Raw genomic sequence first — 26,919 nt, forward strand, 5'->3', positions numbered from 1 at the left:
AGGTGTGGGATTCGCCGTCGAGAGCGATCGCAATGTGACGACGAAGAAGAGCCAGCATATTGACCTTTCGGACCCAGATCTCTTGAGTCTCATTCTGCGGCTCGCCATTCCCTCTGTTGTTGGCTTATCGATCAACGCGCTACAGCAAGTCGTGAACGCGATCTTTGTTGGCGCACTTGGCGCACAGGCGATTGCCGCTGTCAGCATGGCCTTGCCAATCGTGGTCCTGCTCGCGGCGGCTGGACAGGGGATCGGTGTCGGAACGGCGTCGATCATATCCCGTCATCTTGGCGCCGGTGAGTACCTGGAGGCGAGTAAAGACGCGAGCACCGCACTTGCGATCGCCGCTCCGATCGGCATCGTTGTTACGCTCGTTCTGCTTCCAAGCCTGCGGGGGATCTTCTTAACGCTCGGCGCGACTCCAACTATCATGCCCATGGCGCTCGACTACGCAGCGGCGCTTTTGTTCGGGTACACGTTGATGCTTCTCAATATTGTCAACGGATTCGTTGTCAGAGCCGAAGGAAATACACGATTCAGCATGTGGACGATGGTTGCCGCCTTCATACTGAACGCTGTGCTTGATCCCATCTTCATATTCTTACTGGACTTCGGTGTACGAGGCGCTGCCCTCGCAACGCTGGTGTCCCAGATCGCTGCTATCAGCCTCTATGTCGCGTACTTTACGACGCTCCGCGGAAAAGTCCTCGTCAGGATATCTCGCGTCTCGTTGCGAGCCGATCGCATCAGACAGCTCGCGTCGATAGGCGCGCCGGCGTCCGTGACCAGCATTTTATCTGCTATTGCCGTGATGCTCTTATACAGAGCTGCCGCACCGTTCGGGGACGAGTCCATTGCGGCCGTGGGAATAGCTGTGCGGATCTTGACGATCGGCGCACTGCCTATCACTGGCTTCTGTATAGGCTCTCAAGTCGTCCTCGGTTTCGGCTGGGGCGCGCGGGACTTTGGTCGGGTGCTGAAGGCTGCGAAGCTCATACTCGCTATAAATGTCGCTCTTTCCGTTGCGTATTCTGCGGCCGTTGTGACTTTTGCTCGGCCTTTGGTCAGCCTGTTCAGCGATAGCGATAAGGTCAGGGAAATTAGCATCTCGACCTGCATCGTGTTCCATCTGTTTTTTGGGCTTTTTGGTATTGAGAGTTTCGTGACGACGATGCTTCAGTCGTTCGGGAGCGCGCGCCTCAGCGCAATTGTGTCCTTCGCGAGGCAAGGCTATCTTTTCATACCTACCGTACTGGTTTTCCCGGTCATATCGGGTTTCGATGGAGTGTTGGCCAGTCAAGCGCTCGCCGAGCTGGGCGCCGGAATGATCGCGCTGTTTGTCATGATCCGCCAGTTCGCTGAGCTCAGACGCGCGCTCCAGCGCCCTGCTTCAGGACCAATCTAGATTATGGCGTGACCGGACAGCGCATGTCACCGGAGCCCAGAGCACTAGGATTAGCCGGGGAGGTGGTGCGCCCCAAAGTAATGACAAACGCAACGTGCAAAAGCCACGCGCAATAGTATTCGTCTTGAGCATTGGCGGGCGAGTGCCGCAGGCCACGGCAATTGAAAGCGGACGCCGAGCGGGACCTGAGAGCCAGCCGAGATCGGGGCCCCGCGCTCTCTCGCGGGCATTCTGGTTGGAGTTGCAAAGGAGTTCGCTGCCGGGTTCGCCGTGGCCCAGCCTCGAAGCATTGCGCAGCTGGGACGTAACCGCGCCACCTCGGCGAGAACGATCGGAAGCCGCGGCGCACAGCTCGAAACGACTATCAATGGAATTTATCTCCCGTTTCTCGAGGCACGTTGCATTGGCGTCGCGATTTCGAGGCTCGGCGCGTAGCGCTACGAGGCTCGCGAACGTTGCCTGGGGCATTCGCAGGGAATTGAGTTGATCCGGTGGGCATTGGTGCCCGCTACACAGTCGACTCGGTTGCCCTTCGCTGTCGACAATGATGGTCGTCCTGCATTCGCGTCAGAGATCGAGGAGGAGGAAGAGGAAGGGGACTGACTGGGTTGTCCTCGCGCCTGATCGTATAAGGAGCTCTATCTGTTCAGCGGGTACAGCGGTCGGCACCACGGATCCTGTCGTCGTTTTCGTTCCGAAGAATCGCCAGTGACTTTTGCGGTGCCCGCCACAATGTTCAATTCGACCTCGCCGACACGCATGAAAGTCAGGCTGCGCTGCCTCATCAGCATTTCCGCGTCCACAAATCATGCCCGCGGCTTGTCGTTCGGCCATTGCCGGCTGGCGGCCAGCTCACAAACCGCTTCTGCATTCGCCGCATCCGTCCTGCTCGGCTGGACATAAGGCGTCACGTAGGCGGGCGGTACCATACGGACCAAATGTCGCATCGAAGCAGTTTCTTGCCCAGAGTTGGTCCTTGCAAAAGCCATGAAGAAAGTCTGAAAGAAATATGATCCTTAAGCGAACGAACCTAATCTCTGGACCGTTCCATCGCGGCTCCAGAGTTGGGCCTTCGCTAGCAATGCACTATCGGGTGGCGGAATGCTTATATGCTCTAATCGGAGCCTGCGCCTTGCATCAGAGGATCGGCTAAACCAATGATCAAAGCTTGGCTGGACTTTCCGATTTTAGAATTGTTCGCGGTCCTCAGCACTCTTTACGCAACGACCGGCGCTGTCATTGTGATCGCGAGTTTCAGTCCTGCAACGGTTGTGCGGATGCGCCGCGTAGAAGGCGTGGTCGCTCCTTTTTCTGGCGCGGTCGGGGTGTTGTTTGCGTTCCTCACCGGATTTTTGGCCAATGATATAACCGATCGAAACCGTCAAGCGGCCCGCGCGGTGCAGTCAGAGGCGGCGGAGCTACGCAACATTTATGCTGTTAGTCACGCGTCCGTCTCCGACATGGCGAGCCTTCGCTCAGTGGTTGCGAAATACGTCTCCGCCCTCGTGAAGGACGAGTGGCCGGCGATGGCGCAGGACCAGAAGGCCCGTTCGCCTGCTCCCGCCTATGACGCCTTGCTGCGAGAAGTGAGCGATCCGCAGATCGCTCAAACAGCGGGCGGGGCAGTGCAGACGGCCTTGTTAAATGCCGCAGTCGGAGCGGGCAGGGCGCGTTCCGAGCGGCTCGCCTTGGCTTCCGACCGCACCATCGATGCCAAATGGATTCTCGTCCTCATCCTTGGCGTGGTCACACAAATATCGATCGGATTGGTGCACCTGAAGAGGGTCGGTGCGCAGATTACGGCACTAACCGTGTTCTCAATCGCCGTTGTGATAGCGCTGGGACTCATTGGCCTGCAAGAGCGTCCTTTTTCCGGTGATATCCGAGTAGAACCGGGACCACTGGCAGAGCTCACCAAAATCGCAGCGCAATGAAGATGCGTCAGCCTCTTGCAGTGAATGAAAACCATTCCCGCATTGATGCAACCGAGAGATTGGTCGCACCCACGTTGTGGTGAGCTCAATGGCCTTATCGCTCTTGGTATCGATGCCAGGTTTCTTCGACGCCTTCGCTGTGCCATTCGACGCCGACCTCGGCAAATGCGGGCTCGACTATCTCGCGCACCGACCGCGTCTCGCCGGTCGCGAGCACGAAATTATCGGGCTGGTTCGCCTGCAAAATCATGTGCATGCCCTCGATATAGTCGCGTGCATGCCCCCAGTCGCGCTTGGCTGCGAGGTTGCCGAGCTAGAGCGTCTTCTCAAGACCGACTTGCGACGGCGCGGGTGATCTTACGGGTCACAAAGGTCTCGCCGCGGACTGGGCTCTCGTGATTGAAGAGAATGCCGTTACTTGCGAATATGCCGTAAGCTTCGCGATAGTTCACCGTGATCCAGTACACGTACAGTTTGGCCACACCATAGGGCGAGCGCGGATAGAACGGCGTGCTCTCCTTCTGGGGGACTTACTGAACCGAGCCGTAAAGCTCGGATGTAGAAGCCTGGTAGAAGCGTGTCTCCCTCTCCAGGCCAAGGATCCGGATCGCCTCGAGCAGGCGCAGCACGCCGGTCGCATCAGCATTTGCAGTATATTCCGGGGTTTCAGAGCTCATGCCGACGTGGCTCTGGGCGGCAAGGTTGTAGATCTCGGTCGGCCAGATCTGCTGGATCAAGCGGATCAGATTGGTCGAATCGGTCATGTCGCCATAGTGCATCAGAAACGGCACATTCGCGACTTGCCTGTCCTGATAGAGATGATCGACGCGCGCGGTATTGAAGGAAGAGGACCGCCGCTTGATGCGATGCACGACATATCCGAGCGATAATAGATATTCGGAGAGATAGGCGCCATACTGCCCGGTCACGCCGGTAATCAAAGCGACCCGCCGTTGAGAGTCCTGACTTGTCAAATTCTACCCTGGTGCAAACGAACCGATCGGTTTCCGTGCCCCTCAGTCACCCTCCGCCCGTAGTACTCCGACGGAAGCTCTGTTCAAGCCCTCAAAACCATTCACGGTGATCAAGAAACGAGTGCCAAAGGACAATAGACGTTTACTGCATTGATTTTTCGGAGTTTTTGCCTTCTCCTCGGTTTTCCGACGCCGTGATGACGTTCAGAACGTCTACGCCAAAGGCGTCCCGAGGCGGCTAATGGCCTTAAACCCAGCTTCAACCCTTATCTGCAATCGCAGGCTCGTCATCCTGTTATTCGGGCGGCGCAATTTTCGGAGCAATCAAAGATAGATGCAATCGTGAGGAGCGCCGTGAGCGAAACAGGTGAAATCCGTCGAAAAATGTAACCTGACGCGGAATTTGTGCGCCGAAGGACGAACTCGTTGCACTCATCCAACACGAAAGCTGGCTACCATGCAGTATGAGTTCTAACCTTGTTTACGCGCCGATTGTTTGGGAACCGCTTGAAAAAGGCAGGCGCCAGCATGACTGGCCATCGCGGGGATGCCAGAGCCAGAAATTGTGCTTGGACTCCTAGCGAAGATCAGCCTGCTCGTAGGACTGTGATGGAGTTCGACAGGGCGCAGGCTGGCTCGGAGTGCCGGATAGAAATAGCCGCCAAGTAGAGGAGCTTCAGCACCGCGCCGAAGCAGCACTCCGAAAAATTAAACGGGTGTGGATGTGGCGACAAGTGCGATCGAAGCCTAGCCGCCACAATCGAACAACGAGCCAGACAACCGCCCGGTGGCGTTGCGACAGGGGGCAGAAAACACGGTGGAAGCTAGGTCATGCATTCCACTTGAATTGCGGAACGCGCGATCCGTATTATCTTCCTCATATAGAGCACGCAGGAGATCTCCAAATGGTGGATACGGCTACCGCCGAGCTTCTGCACGCGGTCCTCGATGAGGTCTGCGCGCGCATTTCGCGCTACGAGACTGGTGTCCGCGCGCATGTTGCCGCTAAGCTTCTGGAAGCCGCCACTAGAGGTGAGACGATACCCGACCGTCTCAAACAGATTGGCCTCGAAGCACTTCGCGACGCACCGACCATGTGGCGGTAGGCGCGGACAATATGATCTCCCACGCAGGTGAATTTCCAGGTTACCGTTCTTAAGATCCTTGTGAGCTACCCGGGCGGATTCGCGCCGATGGCGGAGCTCAAACGCGACATGGCCATTCTAGCGACGAGTGGTCGAGACTGGGCCGAGCGCACCAAGAGAATGGCCGCCCGTGTCCCAAACCTCGACATTTTTTCGCAGAAACTCGTTGAGCGGGTAAATGGTGGCTGGCGCATCACAGAAGAGGGGCGCACGCTCCTCGATTTGATGGAAGCGCGTCGGGTCGGCGCGCAGGCGCCGTCGAAGACGACCACATCTGCTTCCAAGCAACGCGAAGCGGACGAGTGATCAATTGATCCCTGTCGGTGGTGTCACGGTGCGCCGCGCTGAAGTTCGATGTTTCGCCGCCCAGGTCCTCGGCGCGATCGGAATTTCAGGCGGATCTAGCGACGGTCGTAAAAGATCCTCCAGAGGCGCGGACGGTGCGCGTCGTCGCCGATCGACTATCGGAGAAGTCGGCGCATCAGGTTAAGTCAGCGCATCAAGTGAAGGCGATGGTGAAGTGCTTATCATCCCTGGAAGATGAGACATAGCAAACCCGGAAATGCAGACGTACACGTTCAGCGTTCGTTTCTGTATTCTGGGCACGCGCGCTTTGCTCGCGATTTCCGGATGAACGACTGACAGGAGACGAGCTATGCACCGGTCCTGCACGGCTGCCGCGTTAAGCTCACAGATATCCTTCAGATCAATCATCAGGGCACGGAGCCTTGCGGCATGGAATTTGACCATCGTGAAGATCTGGCGGCGGTGCCCCTCCTCGCCAGCTTATCGCACTCTGCGTGGATGGAGGCACATAACTCCTGTATCGAGAAGGGCTTGCGGTTAGCGGCAGCGTCGTGCCTGGACTTATACTGTCTAATTCGACGCGGCGGCCAGCCTCGGCCTCAACCATCTGATGGGCGATAATGCAAAGCAGCGCGACTGAGGCAGCCCACAATGCGAGATGCTTCCACCAGCAAGACTCGGACTCAGACTCTTCGCGCGCGATGGCAGCAGCCACTCCTCCCAAGGTCATCCCTGCCATGACCAAGACAAACAAATCAATGCCTTCCATAGGCGCTCCGTTCAGCGGGGCGCGCAAATCGTGCCATGTTATATCCTGTTGGTTTAAAGGCGATCACGCGAAACGTCCATCCGACAGAACTATTGAACGTCAAGCGATGCAAGCAACTGGGGCCCATCGAGCAAGCCAAGATCGGTTCAACTCTGCCCACCATCACGGGTTTTCCGGCGTCTGCGAAAGTGCACCGCTAGCGTAGCCACAAAGTCGGAGGTCGCAGGACCTCTTTCGAAAGAAAGCAACCCCCTTGAATCATCCCTACAACCTGACGCTACGTAAAGTTCAACCCCCGACGTATAAGGAGTCTTGAATCTTGGGCCGTATCTGGTCGTACGATCTCAAGTCGGTCGCTATTCACGGATGCGAGTTGCGCGAACCGAATGTTCCCGCGCACAGCTCTTGAGCGACATCAATGCGCGGTGCGATTGTCTCCATCAACGTTGTAATTGTAGCCGAACAACCGGATTCGCCGGATTGCTGAGGCTATGGGCTCGGATTGCTAGGCAGTCCGGGCCCGCCGCTTACGAGCAGCGTTCAAAACGCGTGTCTCGAGCCCGCGCGAACTTTTCGTCGGCGATCGAGGGTAGTTCAGGTAAGTCCAAAACGCCGCAGACGCCTCTGATGAAAAGCAACAAGAAGAGGATCACTAGGTTGCGCGCTAGCGACAGCCCACCGTGGCGGACCATGAAGCGCCGATTGTTGCGTTGCTGACCATTCGAATGGTTTGATGTTCGGCAGCCTCCTCGGAAGGTGCTCGTGCGAATTGCTTGTGAAAGAACCGTTCTCGATTGCGGCACGCTGCTTGCTTTGCTCAACGTAGCATCGCCACGCAGTCTGGTGATGTAGGGGTGGGCCAGGTGCGCCCCTGCTCGTGCGTCAGGCCCGCCCCGTTCTTTCTCTGAGCCAGGAACGCTCATCGACCTGGCGGCAATTCGCAATGACAACGCCCAAGCACAAGGGCGCCCGGAGGATACGCGTATGGAATGTCTTCACGAATCGCATCTGCAGCATCGCATTGTCGTGTGCGACCAGAATCTGCGAAAGACGTTGTCTTATCTGCGACGTGCCGTCGGAATTGTTGAGCTTAAGACACCGACCGTCGTCCTCGGTGACTGCGACACATCCCTACATCGACGTCAAATTTTGGACGTCCGTTCACTCGCGTGAGACGCGCCGTTTCAATCCAATTCCCTGCAGCCTTTGGAGAGATAGTCGATGCACAACGTCGTCTGTATAAAGCAGGTTCCGGACTCCGCGCAGATCCGCGTGCATCCCGTGACCAACACCATCATGCGCCAGGGTGTGCCGACGATCGTCAATCCTTACGACTTGTTCGCGCTCGAGGCCGCGCTGGAGCTGCGCGACAAGATCGGCGGCCAAGTCACTGTTCTCACCATGGGGCCAATAGCCGCCGAAGACTCGTTGCGAAAGGCACTGACGTTCGGTGCAGATCGTGCAGTGTTGCTCACCGACCGTGTTTTCGCGGGGGCCGATACGCTTGCGACCACTTACGCGCTGGCAACGGCCATCCGCAAAATCGGAGAGGAGTATGGGCCACCCGACCTCATCTTTGCCGGCAAGCAGACGATCGACGGTGATACCGGACAGGTTGGGCCTGGTATTGCCAAACGGCTTGGAGTGGTGCAGCTCACCTATGTCGCCGGGATCACGAGCCTGGATCTCGCGTCGCGCGCGATTGAGGTCGAGCGACGCTCGGAAGGCGGTGTGCAGGTGCTGCGCACAAAGTTGCCATGTCTCATTACCATGCTAGAGGCGACAAACGAGATCCGGCGAGGGAGCATGATGGATGCGTTGCGTGCGGCACGTACCGACATCGTCAAATGGAACGCGCAGGACGCGGGCGTTGCGGATATATCGAAATGCGGCCTCAAGGGCTCGCCGACTATCGTCAAGCGTGTCTTCGCCCCCTCCAAGCGCGCCGAGAGAGCAATGCTGGTGGAGGACGCCAACCAGCCTGTACCGGCGTTGATCGACGCGATCTTTAAGCACCGGCCAAAGTTAGAAGCTGAACTTGCAGCCCTGGCGCGCGCTTCTGATCTGAAGCCGTAGCGATGAGCCGTTGAAATCTCCCGCTATTGTCGCGCCGTGGTGCTGCCCATGAAGGCTTGGTACAAGAGTCTATACGCCCAGGTGCTGATCGCCATTGTCATGGGCACCGTCGTCGGATGGCTGTGGCCCTCGCTCGCAACCAACGACTGGATCAAGGCGATGGGCGACGGCTTCGTCAAGCTGATCAAGATGGTGATCGCCCCGATCATCTTCTGTACCGTGGTCTCGGGCATCGCCCACATCCAGGACGCCAAGAAGGTCGGGCGCATCGGCGTCAAAGCGCTGGTCTATTTCGAGATCGTCTCCACCTTCGCGCTCGTCATCGGGCTCGTCGTCGGCAATCTGGTTCGCCCGGGTGCGGGCTTCGGTGGCGCAGCGGCAAACGCAAAGGCGGTCGTCAACTACGCCAAGCAAGCCGAGGGACAAAAGACAGTTGACTTCATTCTGCATATCATCCCGGACACCGTGGTCGGCGCGTTTGCGCAAGGTGAGATCCTCCAGGTTCTACTGTTCTCTGTGCTGTTTGGCTTCGCCATCATGGGGCTCGGCGAGCGCGGCCACGCAATCCGCAACTTCATCGACGATGCGGCCCATGCCGTGTTTGGCGTCATCTCGATCGTGATGCACGCAGCGCCGATCGGCGCATTCGGTGCGATGGCCTATACCATTGGCACGTTCGGCACCAGTGCGATCCTCAACCTGATCGGGCTGATCGCGACCTTTTACGTCACCGCTGCGCTGTTCGTGTTCATCGTGCTCGGAACCATCGCGCGTCTTGCCGGCTTCTCGATCTTCCAGTTCCTTGCTTACATCAAGGACGAGCTGTTGATCGTGCTCGGCACTTCGTCGTCGGAAAGTGCGCTGCCGTCCTTGATGGAGAAGCTCGAGCGGCTCGGCTGCTCGAAGTCCGTGGTTGGCCTTGTGGTGCCCACGGGCTACTCGTTCAACCTCGATGGCACCAACATCTATATGACCCTGGCGAGCCTGTTCATCGCGCAGGCGCTCGGCTTCGATCTCACCTTGGGCCAGCAGCTCACCATCCTGGTGGTGGCGATGCTGACCTCGAAAGGCGCCTCCGGCATCACCGGTGCGGGCTTCATCACGCTCGCCGCGACGCTGGCGGTCGTCGATCCGCGGCTCGTGCCGGGCATGGCAATCGTGCTCGGTATCGACAAATTCATGAGCGAATGCCGCGCGCTGACCAATCTCTGCGGCAACGGCGTCGCCTGCGTGGTCGTCGCCTGGTGGGAAGGCGAACTCGATCGCAAGGAGCTCAGTGGGCGGGTCTGCCGCTAAAATCGATCGGACGAGTATCGGAGAACGACCTCAAGCAAGCCTGACGCCTTTGATGCCGTGCGATGGTGACCAGCTCGTGCGGCTCGGCAGCGACGCTGATCTCTGCGCCGCTGGCGCATGGAGTAGCAGCAGCACGTCGAGACCCGGCGCTGGATTTGCAAAATCAGGCAACTGTTGGCGAAGGAGACTTGACCGGAGAGTGACCCGCCGGTCGAAGTGTTTTCCGCCGTAACGAGATGCCGGGGGATTTCATGGTCAAACCATGGGCTGAGTTTGGTTGAGGACTCACGAACATCGGACGCGAGCTGGCGAAGAGGCCGAAAGGGCGTGTGGAGGTGGCCGCATCGAGTCTTCGCCGTGGCAGAACCGGGCTCGCTCCGGCGCCGCAACGAGCCCGGACTATCTCCGGAGAAGTTCTGTTAATGCGTCAATCGCGCTCGCCGAGCAACGAATATCGTCAATTTCTTGAGATAGCGTAAGTGCTCTTGCCCGAATGGCCGATATATTCGGACGGTCTAATATGGGACATCTAAGTTCGTTCAGACGTTGGTTCAGTTCGTCCAGCTGAGCCTGAAGTCGTTCGATGTCCGCATCTCGATGTGTTGGGGATTTGATGGTCCAGGCTCGCCGTGCTTGCATGACTAGTCCCCTTCTTTAACTCGCACCAACGGCTTAGCAGAGTTCGTGGCCGGAATTGGGAATCCCTCTCCGAGCGCCTGGCGGTTTAACGTCGCACCGAAGCTGCGCTTCTATCTGCCAGTCTCATCAATCGCTATGATCTTGTTGAGCGGTAATGTGGCCGACAACAGAGTGCGTTGCTGGCCGGTGGACAGATAAGGCTGCCTTGTTGGAATGAACTTGAATCTAACGCGGCGTCAGGTTGTAGGATTAGCGACAATCGTGAAGAAGCTAACGGTGATACGTGAATCGGTGTAATCGGCTATCGAGGAGAGTTTACTGCGCGCGAGGTCAACGCATGTGCGGAACGTTCCAGTCGAATGCGCGAAAGGAAGGACAAGCGATGTCAGGATTGCCATTGGTCCCAACGCGCGTTTCGAAGCGCTCGTTCATGGCCCGCAATGCAGGAGAAGGCAGCCTTGAGGCAGGACGGCGTATCCAGTGCGTCCCTCTCCCCTGCTTGGCACGTCGGCGACTGGCAGAATGAGACCTGCATGGATTAACATCGATACCACCGTCGGGCCAAATGACGACAGAGTTGTTTCTCGCCGGTCGGCTGCACAACCCGTCACGGTCTTCCCAAACTGCGGCGAAACGACTTGGTGTGGTCGAGCTACGGCGACCGTGAACATGTGGTCTTGTCGAAGCCAAAGGCTGTAAAATGCCGCCGCTCGTTTCAAATGATGAAGCGCTGGTGGCTTGTGACGAACGAGCAATGGGGCTCGGTCCGTGGTCAGTGATGACCAGACTAACGCTTTGCTTCATGCACGCCTCATAGGCTGGAATCGAGGCCATGTTCTGCAAAGTGCATCAAGCGATCGAGCCACGGGGACTGCCGCGAGTTGCAGCGATCAAGGTCGCTGGGTTTGGGACGCTTCCATCCTTAGTGCGATCGTTCCTTGCGCCAGGGTGAGACGCCGCCCGCGCAGCGTCGAGCTGTCCGTGAGGATACAATGGCGCGTCTCATCGATGAGGAAGTGAACCGTTCGGGAAGCGGTCGCCTCGTCAATCGGAGTACGGTGCCGCGCTCCTAGCGACATGCGCCCGTAGGTCGTGGCAGTAGAAGGGGCAGACTGGCACTGCGCAGCAGTGCCAGTTTGGAACGAAGAAGGTTCCGAGCAGAACGTGATCTACATCAGATCCGATGTATCTGCGTGGCAAAGGAGATGACATGAGAGCGCAGATTGTGGATCAGCTCGAAGCTGGTCGCGTACGACATGGACAATTCGCCAGCGCACCAGGGTCAGGTCCTCGCGGTCTCTTCTTTGTGCAGGGACCCTGCGGCTGCAGATTAGAAATCATTGGATTGCTCCGTCCACGTTGGGAGCATGTCTCCGTTTCGACACCGCGGCGTTGTCCGAATTGGCAGGAGATGTGCTTCGTCAAGGATCTCTTTTGGGAGAAGGAAGAGTGCGTGATGCAGCTTCATCCGCCCGAGTCCGAATACGTGAACAACAGCCGTTACTGTCTGCATCTCTGGAGGCCGACTAGTCAGGAAATTCCGATGCCGCCCTCGTGGTTCGTTGGTATAGTCGGAATTGGCCCATCTGAAGCGGCCACACTGGCTGCGCAAATACGGGTCAGGTGACGCAGATCGATCGGATCCGCCCCAACTGGAACTGGCACGATCAAGGAGTACCTCATCCCACTCGTGAAGGAGCTGCACGCCGATCACCGGCGGAATGCAATTGACCGGCCATCGATCCATTTTGAGTTTCTCAGAAACTCCGCGCATGGGTCCATAACCCAGTGTGCGGAGCGGTCCTTGCCTCCTGGTCATTCGCCCGCGTTGCCGCCGATAGGAGAAAGCCCATCCGTTATTCGGATATGTTCTATGAATACAATCGATTGTGTGCACTGCCGAGAACGGCGGATAAAAAGGACCGATCCGGAGAGACGTCAGAGCCTATCAGGATGATTTGCCGCGAGAGGAATTCTCAAGTCTGCGTCGAGCATCGCTGCCGAGCACGAATGGGCTAGACTTGCATGAGCTGCTCGTCGCGTCCGGAAACGAAATTCCCACCATACTTCTTTTGGCTGAGCTCGGCGACGACAACCGGGCTCGCGCGCCGAAAGCCAGCGCGTCGCATTTGCTGCGCGAGCCGTTCAGCAATAGCGAGCTGCACGCGTCCATCAAAGTGACCCTCAAAGACCGGACGACGCTTCGGAGGGCCCTTAATATGATCGGGCTGGGCTTGGTGACCTCCTCGTGTGGTAACCACCGGAGTCGGCTCCTGGCCGCAAATCGGATGCGAGTTCTAATTTCGCCGAAGTTAAATTGTTTCGGGGCGACAAGCCCGCCTTCCAAGCATAAGACGATTAACTCAAGCCACCAGATCTCGGTTGATGTCAACGCATAACCGGTGGGCGAGCTGAGAGCCGAGACCCCCTGGCAAGGCCGGTATATTGAGCTTTTGCGACATAGGCAGGAAGAAAACTGTAGTCGTTCAGAGTTATCTGGCGCATATCTCGCATAGATCGGGGCTGGCATTGCTAACGGGCTTGTGAAGCCTTGTGGCGACGCTTACGAGCAGATCGGTCGATAAGGTAATCATCCAACTTTCGGCCGGCACGAAGTTGCGGGCTGAGCCATCGCGTTGGTTTCCCACGGCCCGACCAAAGTGTGCTCCGTGTTCTTCGGATTTCTAAACTTTGCCCGCACAGGCGGGGAGGGCCTACGCTCACGACCTAGCCGGGCGAAGCTTATCGACGCTTCCGATGGTTCGCAGCCGCTCCTCTAGTCTGACCGTTTCCGCTGTAATCCGTTGAGCTAGAGCTGCGGACGCCTTCTCGCGGAGACTCCACAACTCGTCGACGCTCATTGACTTCAAGTCATTCGTCTTCATTGCGATCTGCCATGCTCGAAAATTTCATCGCATGAAATAGTCGCGCGAAGTAGTAAACAAGCCGCGAGTTTCGGGTAGCGAAACGGATGAGCTCGTTAAGACCGCAGAAGAACCTGGGAGCCGCCCTACAGCGTTGTCGGAGAACGACGAAGCAATCGATGGCTAGAGTAGCAACGACATTAGTTGCTTCTTTCTGGGCAATCTATTGGATTGCCAGGACAGGTCCACATTGCGGACCGAGCAACCTCACTCCACGAGCTATATAGCTACCGCGCGGCGGTTCGACATAGTCGGCACCGTCAATCCAAAATGACATATCCTCGACCGTAAGCCGTGGATTATAGATCCATCCAGTCTGGACAGCTTTCACCACTGCGAACGCCTCGCGTGGCGAAGACGAGTCCGGAATAATGACATCAGCATCTTGCTCACATGCTGACAGTAGCTCGATAAGATCTTTGACCTTCATTTCGCAGCCTTCGGATTGCAGTCGAGAGGAGCCTCCATCTAGGAGCTCTGAGGAATCGGTCAACCCTGCGCCACCTGCAGGCGACCGACCGCAACAGGCAGGGCTCTCCTTTCTCAGTCGAAGAGCCGCACCTTCTCCGCCTGCCGAGCCGAATTATCAAGACGCCACCGCGTTTCAGCTGCCTATCGTGACAAATCCATAGCGAATTGATCTGACGGCCGAGTCAGTTCTTTCGGGTGAATCCGCGCTCGTTACCCATCGCGCAGCTGGCGAGAGATGAGCGTTCCCGTATGGGCCGTTCCACCAACCACAAGTTTGTCTAGACAATACCGACCTTGAGTGAAGCTGTGTCGGCTACGGCTTCTGCAGCAAAATATCGTTCCGGGCGAGATTCTCACGGAGCTTGAATCGGACGTTGCGTCAAGTTGTATGATCGCAAAGTGGTTTCAATACGAACGAGGAATAAAGCGCGGGTCATGATGTGCTCGCCGCTCATCCGAAAAGGCGCAACCGCTCTGCAAGCTGAGGTTTATCGATGACGCTATTTTTAGTGCTGCTTCCGATTTTGTTTGTTGGTTTCGCAGTTGGGTACACCGTGCGCGCATGGCGCTCTCAAAAGCGGCGTGAGCGCTATCGTTTGCACGCGGCTTACCTTCGGCCGGTCTCCCGCGTTACGGAAAGTCCCATAGAAAGGTCCAAGCGCAGAGCGTTCTGATGCGTCATCAAGTCGGAACTCAAAAAGACAGGGGAACCGAAGCGGATTCCGGAAGATATGCCGACTAGGATGTTTATCAGATACCGCAGATGGCGCGGTTTCAGGTTATCGGCACAAATCTCCCGGCGATAAGCGATTATGGATGCCAAGGCTGGCGCGGACAATGAAGTCCAGCTGCCGGTGGCAAGGGCGTTCAATGAGTGCGGGTCCTTGATGCGACACCTCGTTCGCGAGCCTCGCGTCATCCACCTGCGGAGCCCCCGCCGAGTACGCCGGCGGGGGCGTCTTCTAGAGGCCGTGGCGATAAACCCGGCACGTAACGAGATCTGGACAGTTCGGCGAAGTGGTCACGGTTGTTGAGCAAGGACGTCGTGAGAGCGGAGGTGTCGTCAGATTTAAAAATCGGGCGCTTTACCTGATTTCCGTTTCACGATCATGCGTCTTCTCACCTGAGCGTCGAAATTGTGCGCTGAACGATTTAAGATTAGGGCGGTTCCGCAACCACAATTCGTCTTGAGAATTGGCATCCTCTTCCCTCGGCGGTTGCGTCGCGCGCTGCTGAGCCAACTGCGCCGAACCATCCCCGGTGTTTGGGCATGCGGCTTCGCCGTGTTTGGTCACGCGTGTTGCGGCTCAACGCTCTCGCGACAGTGTTAATTGAGTAAGGCGCCGTGTGCGGGGGCGCCGTGGTCGCAGGCGCAGACACCGACTGGCGGCACAACTGCGGAAAGTTCAAGCGACATCCGGGCATTCCAGTCGACGCCGCAACGAATCACATCGTATCAGAAGCGTCGAGTTTTGAAGAAGGGACCTCGAGAGCGAGCAGTGTGGCGAATGTTAGCGAGGCTGATCCCTTCCCGGTCTTGGCGCGAGTCTACGCTTGCAAGCGTGTCGCCTCCTGCTCGTTCGCTGAATTGGCTTGAAGCTGTCGCAGCGTCAGGTTGTAGAGTTCCAGAAGATCGCAGCAAAGCCGAGGTCTTCCAATGGAAGCAGGCTGCGCTTGTCAGTGTGCGCGAATGTCAAGGTGAAGGTGGCGGGTTTTGTTGAAAAGAGATCTGAAGCATCTTGCAGACGTCGCGCCTTGCATTGGAGGGCACCAACGACATTTGCGGCGGCGTGGCGGCAGTCACAAACGGCATCGGACAGGCAGAAAGCCGTAACGGCACCGAAACTCTGATCGTCTCGATCGCTGAACTCGTCCTGCCTCAGCCGAAGTCCCGAACTGACCAAAGGCGAAAAGGAAGGCATTCAATGCGCCTTGACCAAAGAACGGCCGGCGGTGTCTCTCAACAGGGCGGCCGGCCGCATTGGGAAATCACCGCGTCGATCGACAGGGCCGCTCGTGCTGGCGCCGAAAGCGCAACCAACAATTCGGCCTGGCTCGAGAGTACGTGATGGATCTAAAGGCAATCATGAGCAAAGTCGCTAGCGGCGCCCCCTTGGGCCACCAGGAAATGGCCCTGGCGTTCGACAGTATGCTGTCGGGCAAGGCGACGCCCGCACAGATGGGTGGGTTGTTGCTGGCGCTGAGGGTGCGCGGCGAGACAGCGGAAGAAATAGCCGGCGCGGTTTCCGCGATGCGCGGCAGAATGCGACCGGTCAATGTACCGCCCGATTCCGTCGACATCGCGGGCACAGGCGGTGATGGTTCCGGCTCGGTCAACGTCTCGACATGCGCCTCTTTCATTGTCGCGGGCGCCGGCATTCCTGTCGCCAAGCACGGAAACCGCGCGCTGTCATCACGCTCGGGCTCCGCCGATGTACTGGCATCGCTTGGAGTGAAGATCGATTTGGAGCCCGATGATGTCGCCCGCTGTGTCCGGGATGCCGGGATCGGGTTCATGTTTGCGCCGACCCATCATCCGGCAATGAAAAACGTGAACGCGACCCGGGTCGAGCTCGCGACCCGCACAATCTTTAACCTCCTCGGACCGCTCTGCAATCCTGCGCGCGTCAAGCGGCAGATGATTGGTGTGTTTTCGCGCCGATGGGTGAAGCCTCTGGCGGAAGTCTCTAAGAACCTCGGCGCGGAATCGGTGTGGGTGGTGCACGGCTGCGATGGACTTGACGAGATCACGCTCACCGGCCCCACCTCTGTCGCCGTGCTGGAGGAGGGCGAGATTCGCAGCTTCGAGATGACGCCGGAAGAAGCCGGGCTGCCTCTCTGCCGAAAGGAGGAACTGAAGGGCGGAGATCCCGATGCGAACGCGATTGCACTGCAGAGCGTGCTGGAGGGCATGCGAGGCCCATATCGGGATGTTGCTCTCCTGAACGCAGCGGCGGCCATTATAGTAGCCGGTCGGGCCACAACGTTGAAGGAGGGCGTGGCCATCGCGCAGGCATCACTTGACAGTGGCGCCGCCGCCGCGCGCTTGAAGCATCTGGTTGCAATTTCCAACGCCAAGTAAGCGACATGATCGATTCCGACATTCTGACGAAGATCGAGATATACAAACGCGAAGAGATCGCAGCTGCCAGACGCGCGAGTCCGCGTGCTGAGCTCGACGCGCGCGCACGGCGTGCGCCTTCTCCGCGCGGCTTTCTCAGCGCAATTAACAGGAAGCGCGCGTCAGGTAGCTATGCCCTCATCGCCGAGATCAAGAGAGCGTCGCCATCGAGGGGGCTCATTCGCTCTGACTTTTATCCGCCGTCTCTTGCCAGATCGTATGAAGCAGGAGGCGCCGCCTGCCTCTCGGTCTTGACGGACAAAGCATCTTTCATGGGTGACCTCGATTATATGGAGACGGCGCGTGCGGCCACAAACCTGCCGGTCTTGCGCAAGGACTTTATTTTCGACACGTATCAGGTGATCGAGGCTCGCGCCCATGGCGCCGACTGCATTCTGCTGATTATGGCCGCGCTGGACGACGGGGCTGCCCACGACCTCGAGGCTGCGGCCTTAACGTACGGTATGGACGTCTTGATCGAGGTCCACGACCGCGCAGAGCTCGATCGCGCCCTCAAGCTTCGCTCGCAGATGATCGGCATCAATAACCGCAACCTGCGCACGTTCGTGACAAACCTTAAGACAAGCGAAATCCTGGCGCCGCTCGTCCCGAAGGATCGTCTGATCGTCAGTGAAAGCGGCATCTGCGCGTTCACCGATCTGGCGCGGCTCTCGCGATCCGGCATCTCGACCTTCCTAGTGGGCGAAAATCTCATGCGTCAGTCTGACTTGACAGCAGCAACTCGCGCTCTGCTTTCACCAAATCAGGCGGCAGCGACTCGGGCGAACCAATGACACGCAAAGTCTCCAATCAGCTGATGCGCCATACTCATATCCACGCTGACAGCGCCAGCCTTCGCATGATCGGTAGATCGGGAACACGCGTCGGTATGCAACCCGCCACAGCGAAAGGTCGTGTATCGACAATTGCGAAATCGGCCTTAGGACCATGGTCGGATCGGCGAGTGATGATCGCGCATCCGCATGTCACGGATCATTTGCAAATTGCAGCGGAGCGCCAAAAAGTCTCGTTTGCGCAGCTTTGCGACTATTCCAGCGGCGCGTCGGCGCCTAAGCCTTGAAGACGGATGGGCTAGTGTCAACCACGATCAGGCCCGCATTAGGCTTGCCGACAGAACCTCCAGGCGTGTTCATCACCATGAACCGGCTAGTCACAAGCTCGACCGAGGCGCTTGTTACCGATCTTCTCTCCGACGCAGAAGCCTGCTCGATGTGCTCAACGGAGTTGAGAGGGCGCATATCGATCGAGCGGAGGGCCAGCTCGGACCACCTGAAGATGAAAACGGCGTGCAGGAAAATACGCGTCGGGGGAATCACCGAAATGGTCGATCGCATGCCAACCACGACCAACGTTCCGAAGCTATTGCATGTCAGGGTATCGATATAGCTTGGCGACGTCAGTCGAGGCCGCAAGTCTCGCCCAACCGATCTGCGACCAAGATAGCTTATCCGAGCGATAAAGCGCCGGCCTGGGGAACCGAGAGCCGAGAGCGCGGCAATGTCCGCATAGCGCGAACGCTCGAACTTGAACGTGGTCCCGCAGGCGGGGCGCTGATCATCGGTTGTCTTGCCTGATGAGCGATATTCAATCCATCGAGGCGATCGAGTTTCGCCAAGCCATGCGAAATCTGGCCAGCGGTGTTGCGATCGTGGCGACAGGAACGGCGCTGCAACGGCGTGGTTTAACGGTCAGTTCTATCACTTCGATTTGCATAGAGCCCCCCTGTTTGCTGATCGGCATCGATAACAGTTCCGGGACTCACGATGCTATACTTGCGAACGGCAGTTTTGGCGTGAGCCTTCTTGCTATTGATCATCGGGACATCGCTCTGCGGTTCGCCGGTCGAGATGGCTCCAAGGGTCTCCAACGGTTCGATACCGCTCCTTGGGATCAGGGAATTCTCGACGTGCCTCTATTGCAAGGCGCAATCTGCGCTCTCGAATGCGTTTTGCACCACTATCAAGTCATTGGCACGCACGGAATATTTATCGGCCGAACCGTTGCGGTGCGCCCAGGCGAGGGCAATCCACTTATCAACTGTCGCGGCGAACTTCGAACACTACCGCACGATTGAATGCAGCTTTCTCAAGCGGCATATCAACGCTGGCAGCTAGACTCGTGGTTGGAAAAAAGGCGATGGAGCCGCGCTATGATCGTAGAATACTCGCCCGAGAGTGACGTCCGGCTGATGGGGCCGCTCGACTTTTGCGGGTTCAAACTCGTTCTGCGAGGTACGCTCGGCATCCCCTCGAGGTTGGTCGGAATCACGGCCGTTGACCAGGACAACGCATTGGTTCCTATCGATCTGGTGCCTAACACCTGGTCGTAGGACGATCGGGGTTGGGACGTGGCTTACAGCCAGATGATCTCTGGTCCCCGCGAACGCGCCTGGATCGATCCCAAAGCAAACGCGATCCGCGCACGCATTGGCTTGATACCCCTCATCTCGCCTGGATTTTCAGACGTGTCACGGGTCGCGAGTGAGTCAAGTTTTGCGTGCTTCCGCAACGACAGTGGCAAAGCAGTGGATAGTCGTGTGGACTCTAAGGATTCCCTTTTGAGGCCAAATCAGATTCGAGGCTTCTTTTTGGGAGGCGGCCTTGGGTGTGATGGATCGTTTGGTGTTGAGCGACGCGGCCTGGGAGCGCATGGCGCCGCTCATCATAGGCCGGCCTGACCAGAAAGGTTCGACCGGACGCGACAATCGGATGTTCGTGGAAGGGGGGCTTTGGATCGTTCGTACGGGCTCTCCCTGGCGTAATCTTCCGGAGGCGTTTGGGGATTGGAACAGCGTGTTCCGGCGCTTCAGTCGATGGAGCATCAAGGCCTTAGTTAGGCCGCCATCGCTTTCTTGGCGGCTTGCGCAAGAAAACCAGATCGAGTGAAGCCATGCTGTTCGGCATAGTTGTCGATCTCACTCAGAACGTCGGCGGGAAGAGTGACGTTGACGCGCACACTCTTCACCTCTTCCGCAGGCGCTGGAATGAGAACGGCAACGCCATCTCTGTTCTCAGCGTTCGCCATGATATCCTCGAGAGAGGAGGGCTCAGGTACGGCTTGGCCGTCTGCTGCCATACCTTCCAGATGTAGGGCCAAGGCTTCCGCAGCCATAGCGCGTGCATCGTCCAGATCCGTGCCAGCGGTGATCAGGCCGGGAAGATCGGGAAACGAAACACCATAGTCGCTGTCCGCGTCCTTATGGATCAGTGCAATATAGTGTCGCATGTGAGTTCCCCTCCTTGGGTGGGCCGGTCGCCCTCTCGATGCGGTGTCATTTCAACTTCAGGTCGGCTTGTTTCTCGATGCTCTTTAGCGTTCCAACCGGGATGTCCCGCTTGGGGTGAGGGACTGTGACCCGGCCATTCTTAGTCGGGTGTTTGAATTGAATGTGGCTACCTTTTTGGGCAACCTGTTCCCATCCGTCGGCCTTCAGAGCTTTGATAATGTTTGCCGATTTCATCTGTGTATTTATACACACCGAAGCTAACAGGAGTCAACACATAAATACACACTAATTCGAAAGGTTCCGTTCCTCGAGCGCCGCGGGGGAGGGGATCCGTTGTTGAACAAGCGAACAAGCAGATTGAGCAGCAGGCTCATCGTTTTGCCGGCCCCTTTCTGCTTCCACGAGAAGCATTTCGTTTTGAGGTGACGCCTCCGACGCTGGACTATTTCTGCGCGCTCAAGAAGCGATGGGGGATGTCAATCGCCACTATGATCTATCGAGCGTTCGACCTGGGCTGCGCATTACGACGATCGCGACCACCCGCTACGACGCATCGCGACCACCCGCTACCCAGTATGAAGGCGCCGTTGGGCAACACTTGGTGATTCTCAGTATTCTGGCTTGGCGTCAAGCGGGGTGGAGGCCGTCCCCGTAGTCAACAGGAGGGACCCGCGCGCGCTGCGGAGTGCCCCCACGGCTGACGCAGCGGCGCGCGCGGGAGGTCCCTGTTGACCCACGGGGGCGGCCGGGATGAGATCTGCGTGTCATTTCTTGGCTCCCTTCCACGCTTTGCCATCGGCTGCAGTCGCGGGTTGCGCCGGCGGCTCGATTGCTTCGGCGGCTTTGATCTTGCGCATCGACGGGCCGTCGAGTTCGAGCCGGTAGGCGTTGTGGACAATGCGATCCAATATCGCATCGCCGAGAGTGGGCTCGCCAATAACCTCATGCCAAGTTGCCACGGGGAGTTGGCTGGTGATGAGGATGGAGCCGCGGCCATGACGGTCCTCGACGATCTCCATGAGATCGCGCCGCTGGCTGGCTGAGAGGCGGTCGGGTCCCCAATCGTCAAGTACGAGCAGATCGACCTTGACCAGCATCCGGAATAGCCGCGCGAAGCGGCCGTCGCCGTGGGCGAGATCAAGATCGGCAAACAGCCGTGGCACGCGGGCGTAGTGGACTGTGTAGCCATCGCGGCAGGCCTTCTGCGCGAGCGCGCAGGATAGCCACGACTTGCCCACGCCGCACGGGCCGCTGATCAGCAATCCGCGGTGCTCGGCGATCCAGCGGCACGTTGCCAATTGCTGGAACAGCGCCTTGTCGAGCCGTCGCGTCGTGCGGTAGTCGACGTCCTCGATTGCGGCTTGGCTGTGACGCAGCCGAGCGGCACGCAGTCGGGTCTGGAAGCGCCGGGTGTTGCGATTGGCGGCCTCGCGGTCGAGCAGTAGCGCCAACCATTCGGCATGCGCGAGATCGCGGGTCTCCTCTTGCGCTTCGAGCTCGACGAAAGCCTGCGCCATGCCGTCGAGCTTGAGCGCTCTGAGTTGGTCGAGGGTGGGGTGTGTGAGCATCAGTCGTCATCTCCTCAATGGAAGTAGGTTGGGCCGCGGATATTGTCGTGCGCTATCGCCGGCCCGTCCGCGGACGTTGCAGGCTGCTGGCGATCGAGGTTGTTCTTCAGGATCGAGTTGACTGAGCTATAGGAACGCGCACCGATCTCGAGCGCACGACTGCAAGCGGCTTCGAGCCGTTCGCGGCCATAGCTCTTGGTGAGCCGCAGGATGCCGACGCAGGCGCGGAAGCCTTGCTCGGGATGCGTGCGCTCCTGCAGGATGGTCTCGACGAGCGCCGCGGTGTGGCGCCCGATCTCACCGGCCTGCCGTCGCAGCCGCTCCGGCGTCCAATCGGCATAGCGACGATGGCTCGACGGCATGTGCTCGCGTACCGTCGTGTGCTTGCGATTGGAGGACGAGCGCACATGGGCCGCAACGCGCTGGCCACGGTGGAAGACTTCGATCGTGCGCGCGGTGATACGCGCCCAAACCGTCTCGCGCAGCAACTGGTGCGGCACCGAATAGTAATGCTTCTCGATCTCGACGTGGTAGTCGAGCCCGACTCTGCATTCCTTCCATTCGGCAAAAACGTAGGGCTCGGCCGGCAATGGCTTGAGGGCCGAGAGCTCCAGCCCCTCGAAGAGCGCGCGGCGGCTCGCACCGAGGTGCCGCGACATGCGGTCATTGATCTGCGTGACCAGCTCGGCGATGGCCGCGTTCAATGCCGTGAGGGAGAAGAATTGCCGGTTGCGTAGCTTGGCGATGATGACGCGAGTCGCGACTTGGACTCCAACTTCGGCCTTAGCTTTGGAGTCGAGCGCGCATTGCATACGGTGACGAGCATGGCGCGCAAGTTTTTACGGTCACCCATCCGTTCCATCCGCTGCGAGGACAGACGTTCGAGCTGCTCGCCGTGCGCAACAACTGGGGCGGAGACCGCGTGTCATACGCAGGCCCCGAAGGGAGGCTGCGCACGCTTCCGGTCGAATGGACTGACGTTATCGAGCCCGAACTCGTAGTCACGGTTGGTGCTGGTCGCGCCTTCTTCCGAGCCGATCGACTGCGTGAGCTGCGCAAGCTCATCGATGAGGGCCGGAGGCAGCAGGAGGAGCCACCGTCATGTTAGGCAAATTATGTACAATGTGTCTTAGGAAATATGTGCATGCATCGGCGGTGGCGCGCGAGACGACACACGGTGACCAGCAAATAATCGGCGATAAGATAGGACAATTGTGGATTTTGCGATCCCATCTTCTTGATATCCGTCCATATGTTGTATCTATTTATCAAGACACATACGCGATTCGTGCTTCAAGGAGGCCGGATGGCATCAGATTCACGTCAGCGGGCGCGGCGCCGACAGGCCTTGCTGGCGCAGGGCGCCACCCACCCGCGCCCTCAGGCCGTGACCGATCCGCTCTTTCGCGGCAGTGCATTCTTCGATCCGAACGATCTGGTCCAGGTCAAGTACGAGATGCTACGCAGCGTCGAGAAGGAGGGGCGCGCCGTGGTGGATGCAGCAGAGGCCTTTGGACTGTCCCGGCCGGTCTACTACGTGACCTGGGAGCTGTTCAATCGCGAAGGTCTGCCGGGCCTGTTACCACGCAAACGCGGGCCGAAGCGTGCGCACAAGCTTACCGAGGAGGCCCTTGCCGTGCTGGCGCAGGCGGTGCGCGAGGCCGAACGCATGCCAAGCGGTGCAGAGTTGGCCGAGCTCTTGGCCGAACGTTGCGGCATTTATGCCCATCCACGCAGCATCCTGCGACGTCTGCTCCCGTATCTGAAACCGCAGGAAAAAAAACGCTCCCGATCGCCGAAGCGGCAGCGCTCGAACCCGCGCCGTACGTAGCCCATTACGAGCTGCTTCGTTCACAGGTCATCGGCGCGCGAGCCGATCTCGGCGGGGTGAGTCCAAGAGGTCAGCCCGGCGGCGTCGGTCTTGCCTTGCTGCTGTGCGAAGGGATGCCCAGGTGGCTCAGGGCACTTGAGGGCGTTATCCGTGCGTCAGGCGTGCTGCGCACCGCAAACGCCGCGGAGATGCCGGCGGCTGAACCTCCCAGCGCGTGGTCTGCGCCGCAGTGGCTCGGCAGCGTGCCGCATCGCGATCTGACTGCGCTTCTGGCCAATCTGGTTCTCTCGACGCGTTGTGTCGAACACCCGAACCGAAGGAGGGATATCGATCATGCCAATGAACAGTGAGGCCAATCAGAAGATCACGGCCACGCATCTGTCGCGCATGGCATTCCTGTACGTGCGACAGTCGACGCTGCGCCAGGTCTTCGAGAACACCGAGAGTACGCAGCGCCAGTATGCGCTGCGCGATCGTGCCGTCGCACTCGGTTGGCCGCTTGATCGGATCGTGGTCATCGACAGCGATCTCGGGCAATCCGGCGCCAGCGCGGCCGACCGCGAGGGCTTCCAGCGTCTGGTCAGCGAGGTTGGCCTGGGCCGTGTCGGGATCGTACTCGGACTTGAAGTATCGCGCCTTGCGCGCAACAACACCGACTGGCATCGATTGCTCGAGCTGTGTGCACTCGCTGACACACTGATCCTGGATGAAGACGGGCTGTATGATCCGGCGCACTTCAATGACCGTCTACTCCTGGGTTTAAAAGGAACCATGAGTGAAGCCGAACTTCATGTGCTCAAGGCGCGACTTCGCGGCGGCATCCTCAGCCGCGCCCGCCGCGGCGAGCTGAAGCAGATGGTCCCGGTCGGCTTTGTGCATGATACACAGGAGCGTGTTATCCTTGATCCGGACCTCCAGGTGCAGGCAGCCGTGCGGCTGTTCTTCGACACCTTCAGGCGCGCAGGCTCCTGTTTGGCGGTGGTAAAGGAGTTCCACGCGAAGGAGCTGCTGTTCCCGCGCCGTTTGAGAAGTGGCGCACACAAGGGCGAACTCGTGTGGGCTGAGCTCCTGCACTGTCGCGCTCGGCAGATCATCCATAATCCGCGCTATGCCGGCGCCTTCGTGTTCGGTCGTACCAAACACCGTCGTCTGCCGAGCGGAAAGTACTCTTCGCGGCAAGTTCCAAGCGAGGAGTGGATCCTGCTGCGCGACATCCATCCGGGCTATATCAGCTGGGAGGAGTACCGATCGAACCTGGACCGTGTGAAGGGTAATGCGCTGGCCTGGAGCACCGAGCAGCATCGGGGCCCGGCGCGCGAGGGGACGGCCTTGCTGCAAGGTCTTGTGATCTGCGGGAGCTGCGGCGAGCGTATGTCGGTGCGTTATCACTCTCACCACAACCAACAAGTGCCGACCTACTGGTGTGGCCGGCGCCCGATGCACCGCGGCGAGATCGGTCTGTGTCAGACGGTGCATGGCAGCGCACTCGATGCTGCGATCAGCGACATCCTGATCGAGGCAATGACGCCGCTGGCGGTCGACGTCGCTCTCAGCGTGCAACAGGAGCTCGCCAGCCGTCAGGAGGAAGCAGATCGGTTGCGCCGTCAGCACGTGGAGCGAGCGAAGTATGATGCAGAACTCGCGCAGCGCCGCTTCCTCAAGGTCGATCCCGACAACCGGCTGGTGGCCGATGCCCTGGAAGCCGACTGGAATACGAAGCTTCGTGCGCTCGCCGCTGCACAGGAAGCATACAACAAAGCCTCGGCCGCCGATGTAAGCGTCGTGACCGATGCCGAGCGTACCGCGCTGATGGCTCTCGCCACCGACTTCCCCCGCCTCTGGCGCAATCCGTGTACGCAGATGAAAGACAAGAAGCGCATGCTTCGCCTGCTGATCGAGGACGTGGCGCTCAGCAAGGGTGATACGATCCACGTGGATATCCGCTTCGTCGGCGGCGCGACGCGCTCACTGGATCTGCCGCTGCCGAAGTCGTGTGTCGAGTTGCGTACGACAGATGCCGCCGTGATCGAGGAGATCGACCACCTCATCGATACCTACACGGACAAAGAGATCGCCGATCTGCTCAACGAGCGAGGCGTGCGGACCGTCGTGACCACTCCTTGGACAGCTGCGCGGATCGGGCGGCTTCGCCATAGCTACCACCTCATCGATCGGCATACACGCCTGCTCGCGCAGGGACTGCTGACTCCGCAGGACGTCGCGGCTCGCTACAACGTTGTGGTCTCAACCGTCCACATGTGGCGCCGACGTGGCCTGCTACGCGCACATCCGGTCAACGATCGCGGCGACTTCCTCTATGAGATTCCGCCAGAGGACCTGCCGACGAAGTTCGCTCACAAGCGCGATTACCAGATCGATCCTGTAACTTCATCCTCACGTAACTGACGAGGTGCAATATGAGTCTGAGCCCTTGTCCCGAGGCCGATACGGCCGCGCCGGCAGAATTGTGGTGCTGTAGTGAGCCGCCATCTCAGCGTAGGTGCGATTGACCGCCGGTTCATAGAAGCACGCTTTGGTGATGCCCGACCGCAGATTGTCGCACACCACCGTCGCCGGAACCCCGCCCATGAATGCAAAAGTGCGCGTGTGCGAACCGATCCAGTCGGACAGCCCCTGCGTCCAGCTGGCCTCGGCGTATGTGAGGCTCGATGCACCGAGCACGGCGACGAACAGCTGCGCCGTCATCGCTTCGCCGGTCGACGCGTCGATTACCGCAAGCGTCGTGCCGGCGTAATCGACAAACATGCGCTCGCCAGCGACGTGGCTCTGCCGCATGGTCGGCGACAGCCGCGCCTCCCAGGCGCGATAGAGTTCACAGTAGCGGCTAATGCCATAACCATCGGGGTGGACGGCGCGATGCTCCTCCCACAACAGCTGCAGCGTCACCCCCGGCCGGCGCAGTTCGCGGTGAATAGCCGCCCAGTCCGGCTGCGGCCGCCGATCCTTGGCCGCGACCGCAGGCGGCGGGAAGAGCTGGCGCTCCAGAGCTTCGTCCCTCAGGCCGTCCGGCAGCGGCCAGGCGAGGCCGGCACGCCGCGCCCGCCGGATGCACTCCCCGGCGGCCGTCGCGCTCACCCCGAGGCTGGCGGCGATCTTGCGTTTGGACAAACCGGCTGCGGACAGCCGCAGCACGTCACGGATCTTGCGCATCGGTAATCTCGGTCCAGGCATTGTCCCCCGCTCCTTGTGGAA

Annotated in this window: 20 protein-coding genes and 3 pseudogenes; 15 read left to right on the plus strand and 8 right to left on the minus strand. The window is 59.0% G+C overall.

Annotation, left to right across the window (positions count from 1 at the left end):
• Window positions 1-4: 4 nt before the first annotated feature.
• Both NLM31_RS08745 and NLM31_RS08750 read left to right on the plus strand, forming a co-directional pair.
• Window positions 5-1,405: an MATE family efflux transporter gene (locus NLM31_RS08745; protein WP_309143680.1), complete on the plus strand. Its 1,401-nt coding sequence runs from the start codon at window positions 5-7 to the stop codon at window positions 1,403-1,405.
• Window positions 1,406-2,562: 1,157 nt separating this feature from the next.
• Window positions 2,563-3,339: a DUF4239 domain-containing protein gene (locus tag NLM31_RS08750; RefSeq protein ID WP_254192049.1), complete on the plus strand. Its 777-nt coding sequence runs from the start codon at window positions 2,563-2,565 to the stop codon at window positions 3,337-3,339.
• Between the two features lie 60 nt (window positions 3,340-3,399).
• On the opposite strand, the pseudogene gmd reads toward NLM31_RS08750, so the two are convergent.
• Window positions 3,400-4,313, minus strand: a pseudogene (gene gmd / locus NLM31_RS08755) (GDP-mannose 4,6-dehydratase); the annotation flags it as partial.
• A 905-nt stretch (window positions 4,314-5,218) separates the two neighbouring features.
• Between gmd and NLM31_RS08760 the strand changes: the two are divergent.
• The 4 genes and pseudogenes from NLM31_RS08760 (at window position 5,219) to dctA (ending at window position 9,905) form a co-directional block, all read left to right on the plus strand.
• Window positions 5,219-5,419 (plus strand): hypothetical protein, encoded by a 201-nt coding sequence (locus NLM31_RS08760; protein WP_254128818.1) that lies wholly within the window; start codon window positions 5,219-5,221, stop codon window positions 5,417-5,419.
• 27 nt (window positions 5,420-5,446) lie between these two features.
• A pseudogene (locus NLM31_RS08765) lies at window positions 5,447-5,698 on the plus strand (hypothetical protein); the annotation flags it as partial.
• 2,056 nt (window positions 5,699-7,754) lie between these two features.
• A complete protein-coding gene (locus NLM31_RS08770; protein WP_254192050.1) occupies window positions 7,755-8,609 on the plus strand; it encodes an electron transfer flavoprotein subunit beta/FixA family protein in 855 nt (284 codons plus the stop codon).
• Window positions 8,610-8,657: 48 nt separating this feature from the next.
• Window positions 8,658-9,905, plus strand: a complete 1,248-nt coding sequence (dctA, locus tag NLM31_RS08775) for a C4-dicarboxylate transporter DctA (RefSeq protein ID WP_254192051.1) — start codon at window positions 8,658-8,660, stop codon at window positions 9,903-9,905.
• Window positions 9,906-13,076: 3,171 nt separating this feature from the next.
• Here dctA and NLM31_RS43385 read toward each other — a convergent pair.
• Window positions 13,077-13,268 (minus strand): H-NS family nucleoid-associated regulatory protein, encoded by a 192-nt coding sequence (locus tag NLM31_RS43385; protein WP_375167477.1) that lies wholly within the window; start codon window positions 13,266-13,268, stop codon window positions 13,077-13,079.
• A gap of 2,281 nt (window positions 13,269-15,549) precedes the next feature.
• Window positions 15,550-15,861 (minus strand): hypothetical protein, encoded by a 312-nt coding sequence (locus tag NLM31_RS08780; RefSeq protein ID WP_254128821.1) that lies wholly within the window; start codon window positions 15,859-15,861, stop codon window positions 15,550-15,552.
• 143 nt (window positions 15,862-16,004) lie between these two features.
• Between NLM31_RS08780 and trpD the strand changes: the two genes are divergently transcribed.
• The 5 genes and pseudogenes from trpD to NLM31_RS08805 all read left to right on the plus strand — a co-directional run.
• Window positions 16,005-17,021, plus strand: coding sequence for an anthranilate phosphoribosyltransferase (trpD, locus tag NLM31_RS08785; RefSeq protein ID WP_254192052.1), 1,017 nt, complete (start codon window positions 16,005-16,007; stop codon window positions 17,019-17,021).
• Window positions 17,022-17,026: 5 nt separating this feature from the next.
• Window positions 17,027-17,854 carry an indole-3-glycerol phosphate synthase TrpC gene (gene trpC / locus NLM31_RS08790; protein ID WP_254128823.1) on the plus strand — a complete coding sequence of 276 codons (828 nt, stop codon included), beginning with the start codon at window positions 17,027-17,029 and terminating at the stop codon, window positions 17,852-17,854.
• On the plus strand, window positions 17,851-18,141 hold the full coding sequence (locus NLM31_RS08795; RefSeq protein WP_254192053.1) for a hypothetical protein: 291 nt from the start codon (window positions 17,851-17,853) through the stop codon (window positions 18,139-18,141). The genes trpC and NLM31_RS08795 overlap by 4 nt, the downstream gene beginning before the upstream one ends.
• Window positions 18,142-18,654: 513 nt before the next feature.
• Entirely contained in the window at window positions 18,655-19,155 is a 501-nt protein-coding gene (locus NLM31_RS08800; protein ID WP_254192054.1) for a flavin reductase family protein, read from the plus strand.
• 535 nt (window positions 19,156-19,690) lie between these two features.
• Window positions 19,691-19,912 (plus strand): annotated as a pseudogene (locus tag NLM31_RS08805) (transposase); the annotation flags it as partial.
• A 1-nt stretch (window position 19,913) separates the two neighbouring features.
• Here NLM31_RS08805 and NLM31_RS08810 read toward each other — a convergent pair.
• Both NLM31_RS08810 and NLM31_RS08815 read right to left on the minus strand, forming a co-directional pair.
• A complete protein-coding gene (locus NLM31_RS08810; RefSeq protein ID WP_254128825.1) occupies window positions 19,914-20,306 on the minus strand; it encodes a type II toxin-antitoxin system HicB family antitoxin in 393 nt (130 codons plus the stop codon).
• Between the two features lie 46 nt (window positions 20,307-20,352).
• Window positions 20,353-20,541, minus strand: a complete 189-nt coding sequence (locus tag NLM31_RS08815; protein WP_254192055.1) for a type II toxin-antitoxin system HicA family toxin — start codon at window positions 20,539-20,541, stop codon at window positions 20,353-20,355.
• Window positions 20,542-20,663: 122 nt separating this feature from the next.
• Between NLM31_RS08815 and NLM31_RS43390 the strand changes: the two genes are divergently transcribed.
• On the plus strand, window positions 20,664-20,912 hold the full coding sequence (locus NLM31_RS43390) for an ImmA/IrrE family metallo-endopeptidase (protein WP_375167543.1): 249 nt from the start codon (window positions 20,664-20,666) through the stop codon (window positions 20,910-20,912).
• A 159-nt stretch (window positions 20,913-21,071) separates the two neighbouring features.
• Here NLM31_RS43390 and istB read toward each other — a convergent pair whose 3' ends face one another.
• Window positions 21,072-21,875 carry an IS21-like element helper ATPase IstB gene (gene istB / locus NLM31_RS08820; protein ID WP_254192056.1) on the minus strand — a complete coding sequence of 268 codons (804 nt, stop codon included), beginning with the start codon at window positions 21,873-21,875 and terminating at the stop codon, window positions 21,072-21,074.
• A 14-nt stretch (window positions 21,876-21,889) separates the two neighbouring features.
• Window positions 21,890-22,579: a transposase gene (locus tag NLM31_RS08825; RefSeq protein WP_254192057.1), complete on the minus strand. Its 690-nt coding sequence runs from the start codon at window positions 22,577-22,579 to the stop codon at window positions 21,890-21,892.
• A gap of 101 nt (window positions 22,580-22,680) precedes the next feature.
• Between NLM31_RS08825 and NLM31_RS08830 the strand changes: the two genes are divergently transcribed.
• The 3 genes from NLM31_RS08830 to NLM31_RS08840 all read left to right on the plus strand — a co-directional run bounded on the left by NLM31_RS08830 (window position 22,681) and on the right by NLM31_RS08840 (window position 26,112).
• A complete protein-coding gene (locus NLM31_RS08830; protein WP_309143725.1) occupies window positions 22,681-22,983 on the plus strand; it encodes a DUF5372 family protein in 303 nt (100 codons plus the stop codon).
• 198 nt (window positions 22,984-23,181) lie between these two features.
• A complete protein-coding gene (locus tag NLM31_RS08835; protein ID WP_254128543.1) occupies window positions 23,182-23,706 on the plus strand; it encodes a helix-turn-helix domain-containing protein in 525 nt (174 codons plus the stop codon).
• 333 nt (window positions 23,707-24,039) lie between these two features.
• The gene (locus tag NLM31_RS08840) at window positions 24,040-26,112 is read left to right on the plus strand and encodes a recombinase family protein (RefSeq protein WP_254191822.1); all 2,073 of its coding nucleotides are present in this window, start codon (window positions 24,040-24,042) and stop codon (window positions 26,110-26,112) included.
• Here NLM31_RS08840 and istA read toward each other — a convergent pair.
• On the minus strand, window positions 26,101-26,877 hold the full coding sequence (istA, locus tag NLM31_RS08845; protein WP_254192058.1) for an IS21 family transposase: 777 nt from the start codon (window positions 26,875-26,877) through the stop codon (window positions 26,101-26,103). The genes NLM31_RS08840 and istA overlap by 12 nt on opposite strands.
• Window positions 26,878-26,919 lie beyond the last annotated feature (42 nt).

Origin of the sequence: Bradyrhizobium sp. CCGUVB4N (genome assembly GCF_024199945.1) — a bacterium.
Taxonomy (GTDB): Bacteria; Pseudomonadota; Alphaproteobacteria; order Rhizobiales; family Xanthobacteraceae; genus Bradyrhizobium.

Bases quoted from the DNA above. Each gene is read 5' to 3' on its own strand.
- NLM31_RS08750 (WP_254192049.1), top strand. From the start codon at position 2,563: ATGATCAAAGCTTGGCTGGACTTTCCGATTTTAGAATTGTTCGCGGTC.
- NLM31_RS08760 (WP_254128818.1), top strand. From the start codon at position 5,219: ATGGTGGATACGGCTACCGCCGAGCTTCTGCACGCGGTCCTCGATGAG.
- NLM31_RS08770 (WP_254192050.1), top strand. From the start codon at position 7,755: ATGCACAACGTCGTCTGTATAAAGCAGGTTCCGGACTCCGCGCAGATC.
- dctA (WP_254192051.1), top strand. From the start codon at position 8,658: ATGAAGGCTTGGTACAAGAGTCTATACGCCCAGGTGCTGATCGCCATT.
- NLM31_RS08780 (WP_254128821.1), bottom strand. From the start codon at position 15,861: ATGCCTTCCTTTTCGCCTTTGGTCAGTTCGGGACTTCGGCTGAGGCAG.
- trpC (WP_254128823.1), top strand. From the start codon at position 17,027: ATGATCGATTCCGACATTCTGACGAAGATCGAGATATACAAACGCGAA.
- NLM31_RS08795 (WP_254192053.1), top strand. From the start codon at position 17,851: ATGACACGCAAAGTCTCCAATCAGCTGATGCGCCATACTCATATCCAC.
- NLM31_RS08800 (WP_254192054.1), top strand. From the start codon at position 18,655: ATGAGCGATATTCAATCCATCGAGGCGATCGAGTTTCGCCAAGCCATG.
- NLM31_RS08810 (WP_254128825.1), bottom strand. From the start codon at position 20,306: ATGCGACACTATATTGCACTGATCCATAAGGACGCGGACAGCGACTAT.
- NLM31_RS08815 (WP_254192055.1), bottom strand. From the start codon at position 20,541: ATGAAATCGGCAAACATTATCAAAGCTCTGAAGGCCGACGGATGGGAA.
- istB (WP_254192056.1), bottom strand. From the start codon at position 21,875: ATGCTCACACACCCCACCCTCGACCAACTCAGAGCGCTCAAGCTCGAC.
- NLM31_RS08835 (WP_254128543.1), top strand. From the start codon at position 23,182: ATGGCATCAGATTCACGTCAGCGGGCGCGGCGCCGACAGGCCTTGCTG.
- NLM31_RS08840 (WP_254191822.1), top strand. From the start codon at position 24,040: ATGCCAATGAACAGTGAGGCCAATCAGAAGATCACGGCCACGCATCTG.
- istA (WP_254192058.1), bottom strand. From the start codon at position 26,877: ATGCGCAAGATCCGTGACGTGCTGCGGCTGTCCGCAGCCGGTTTGTCC.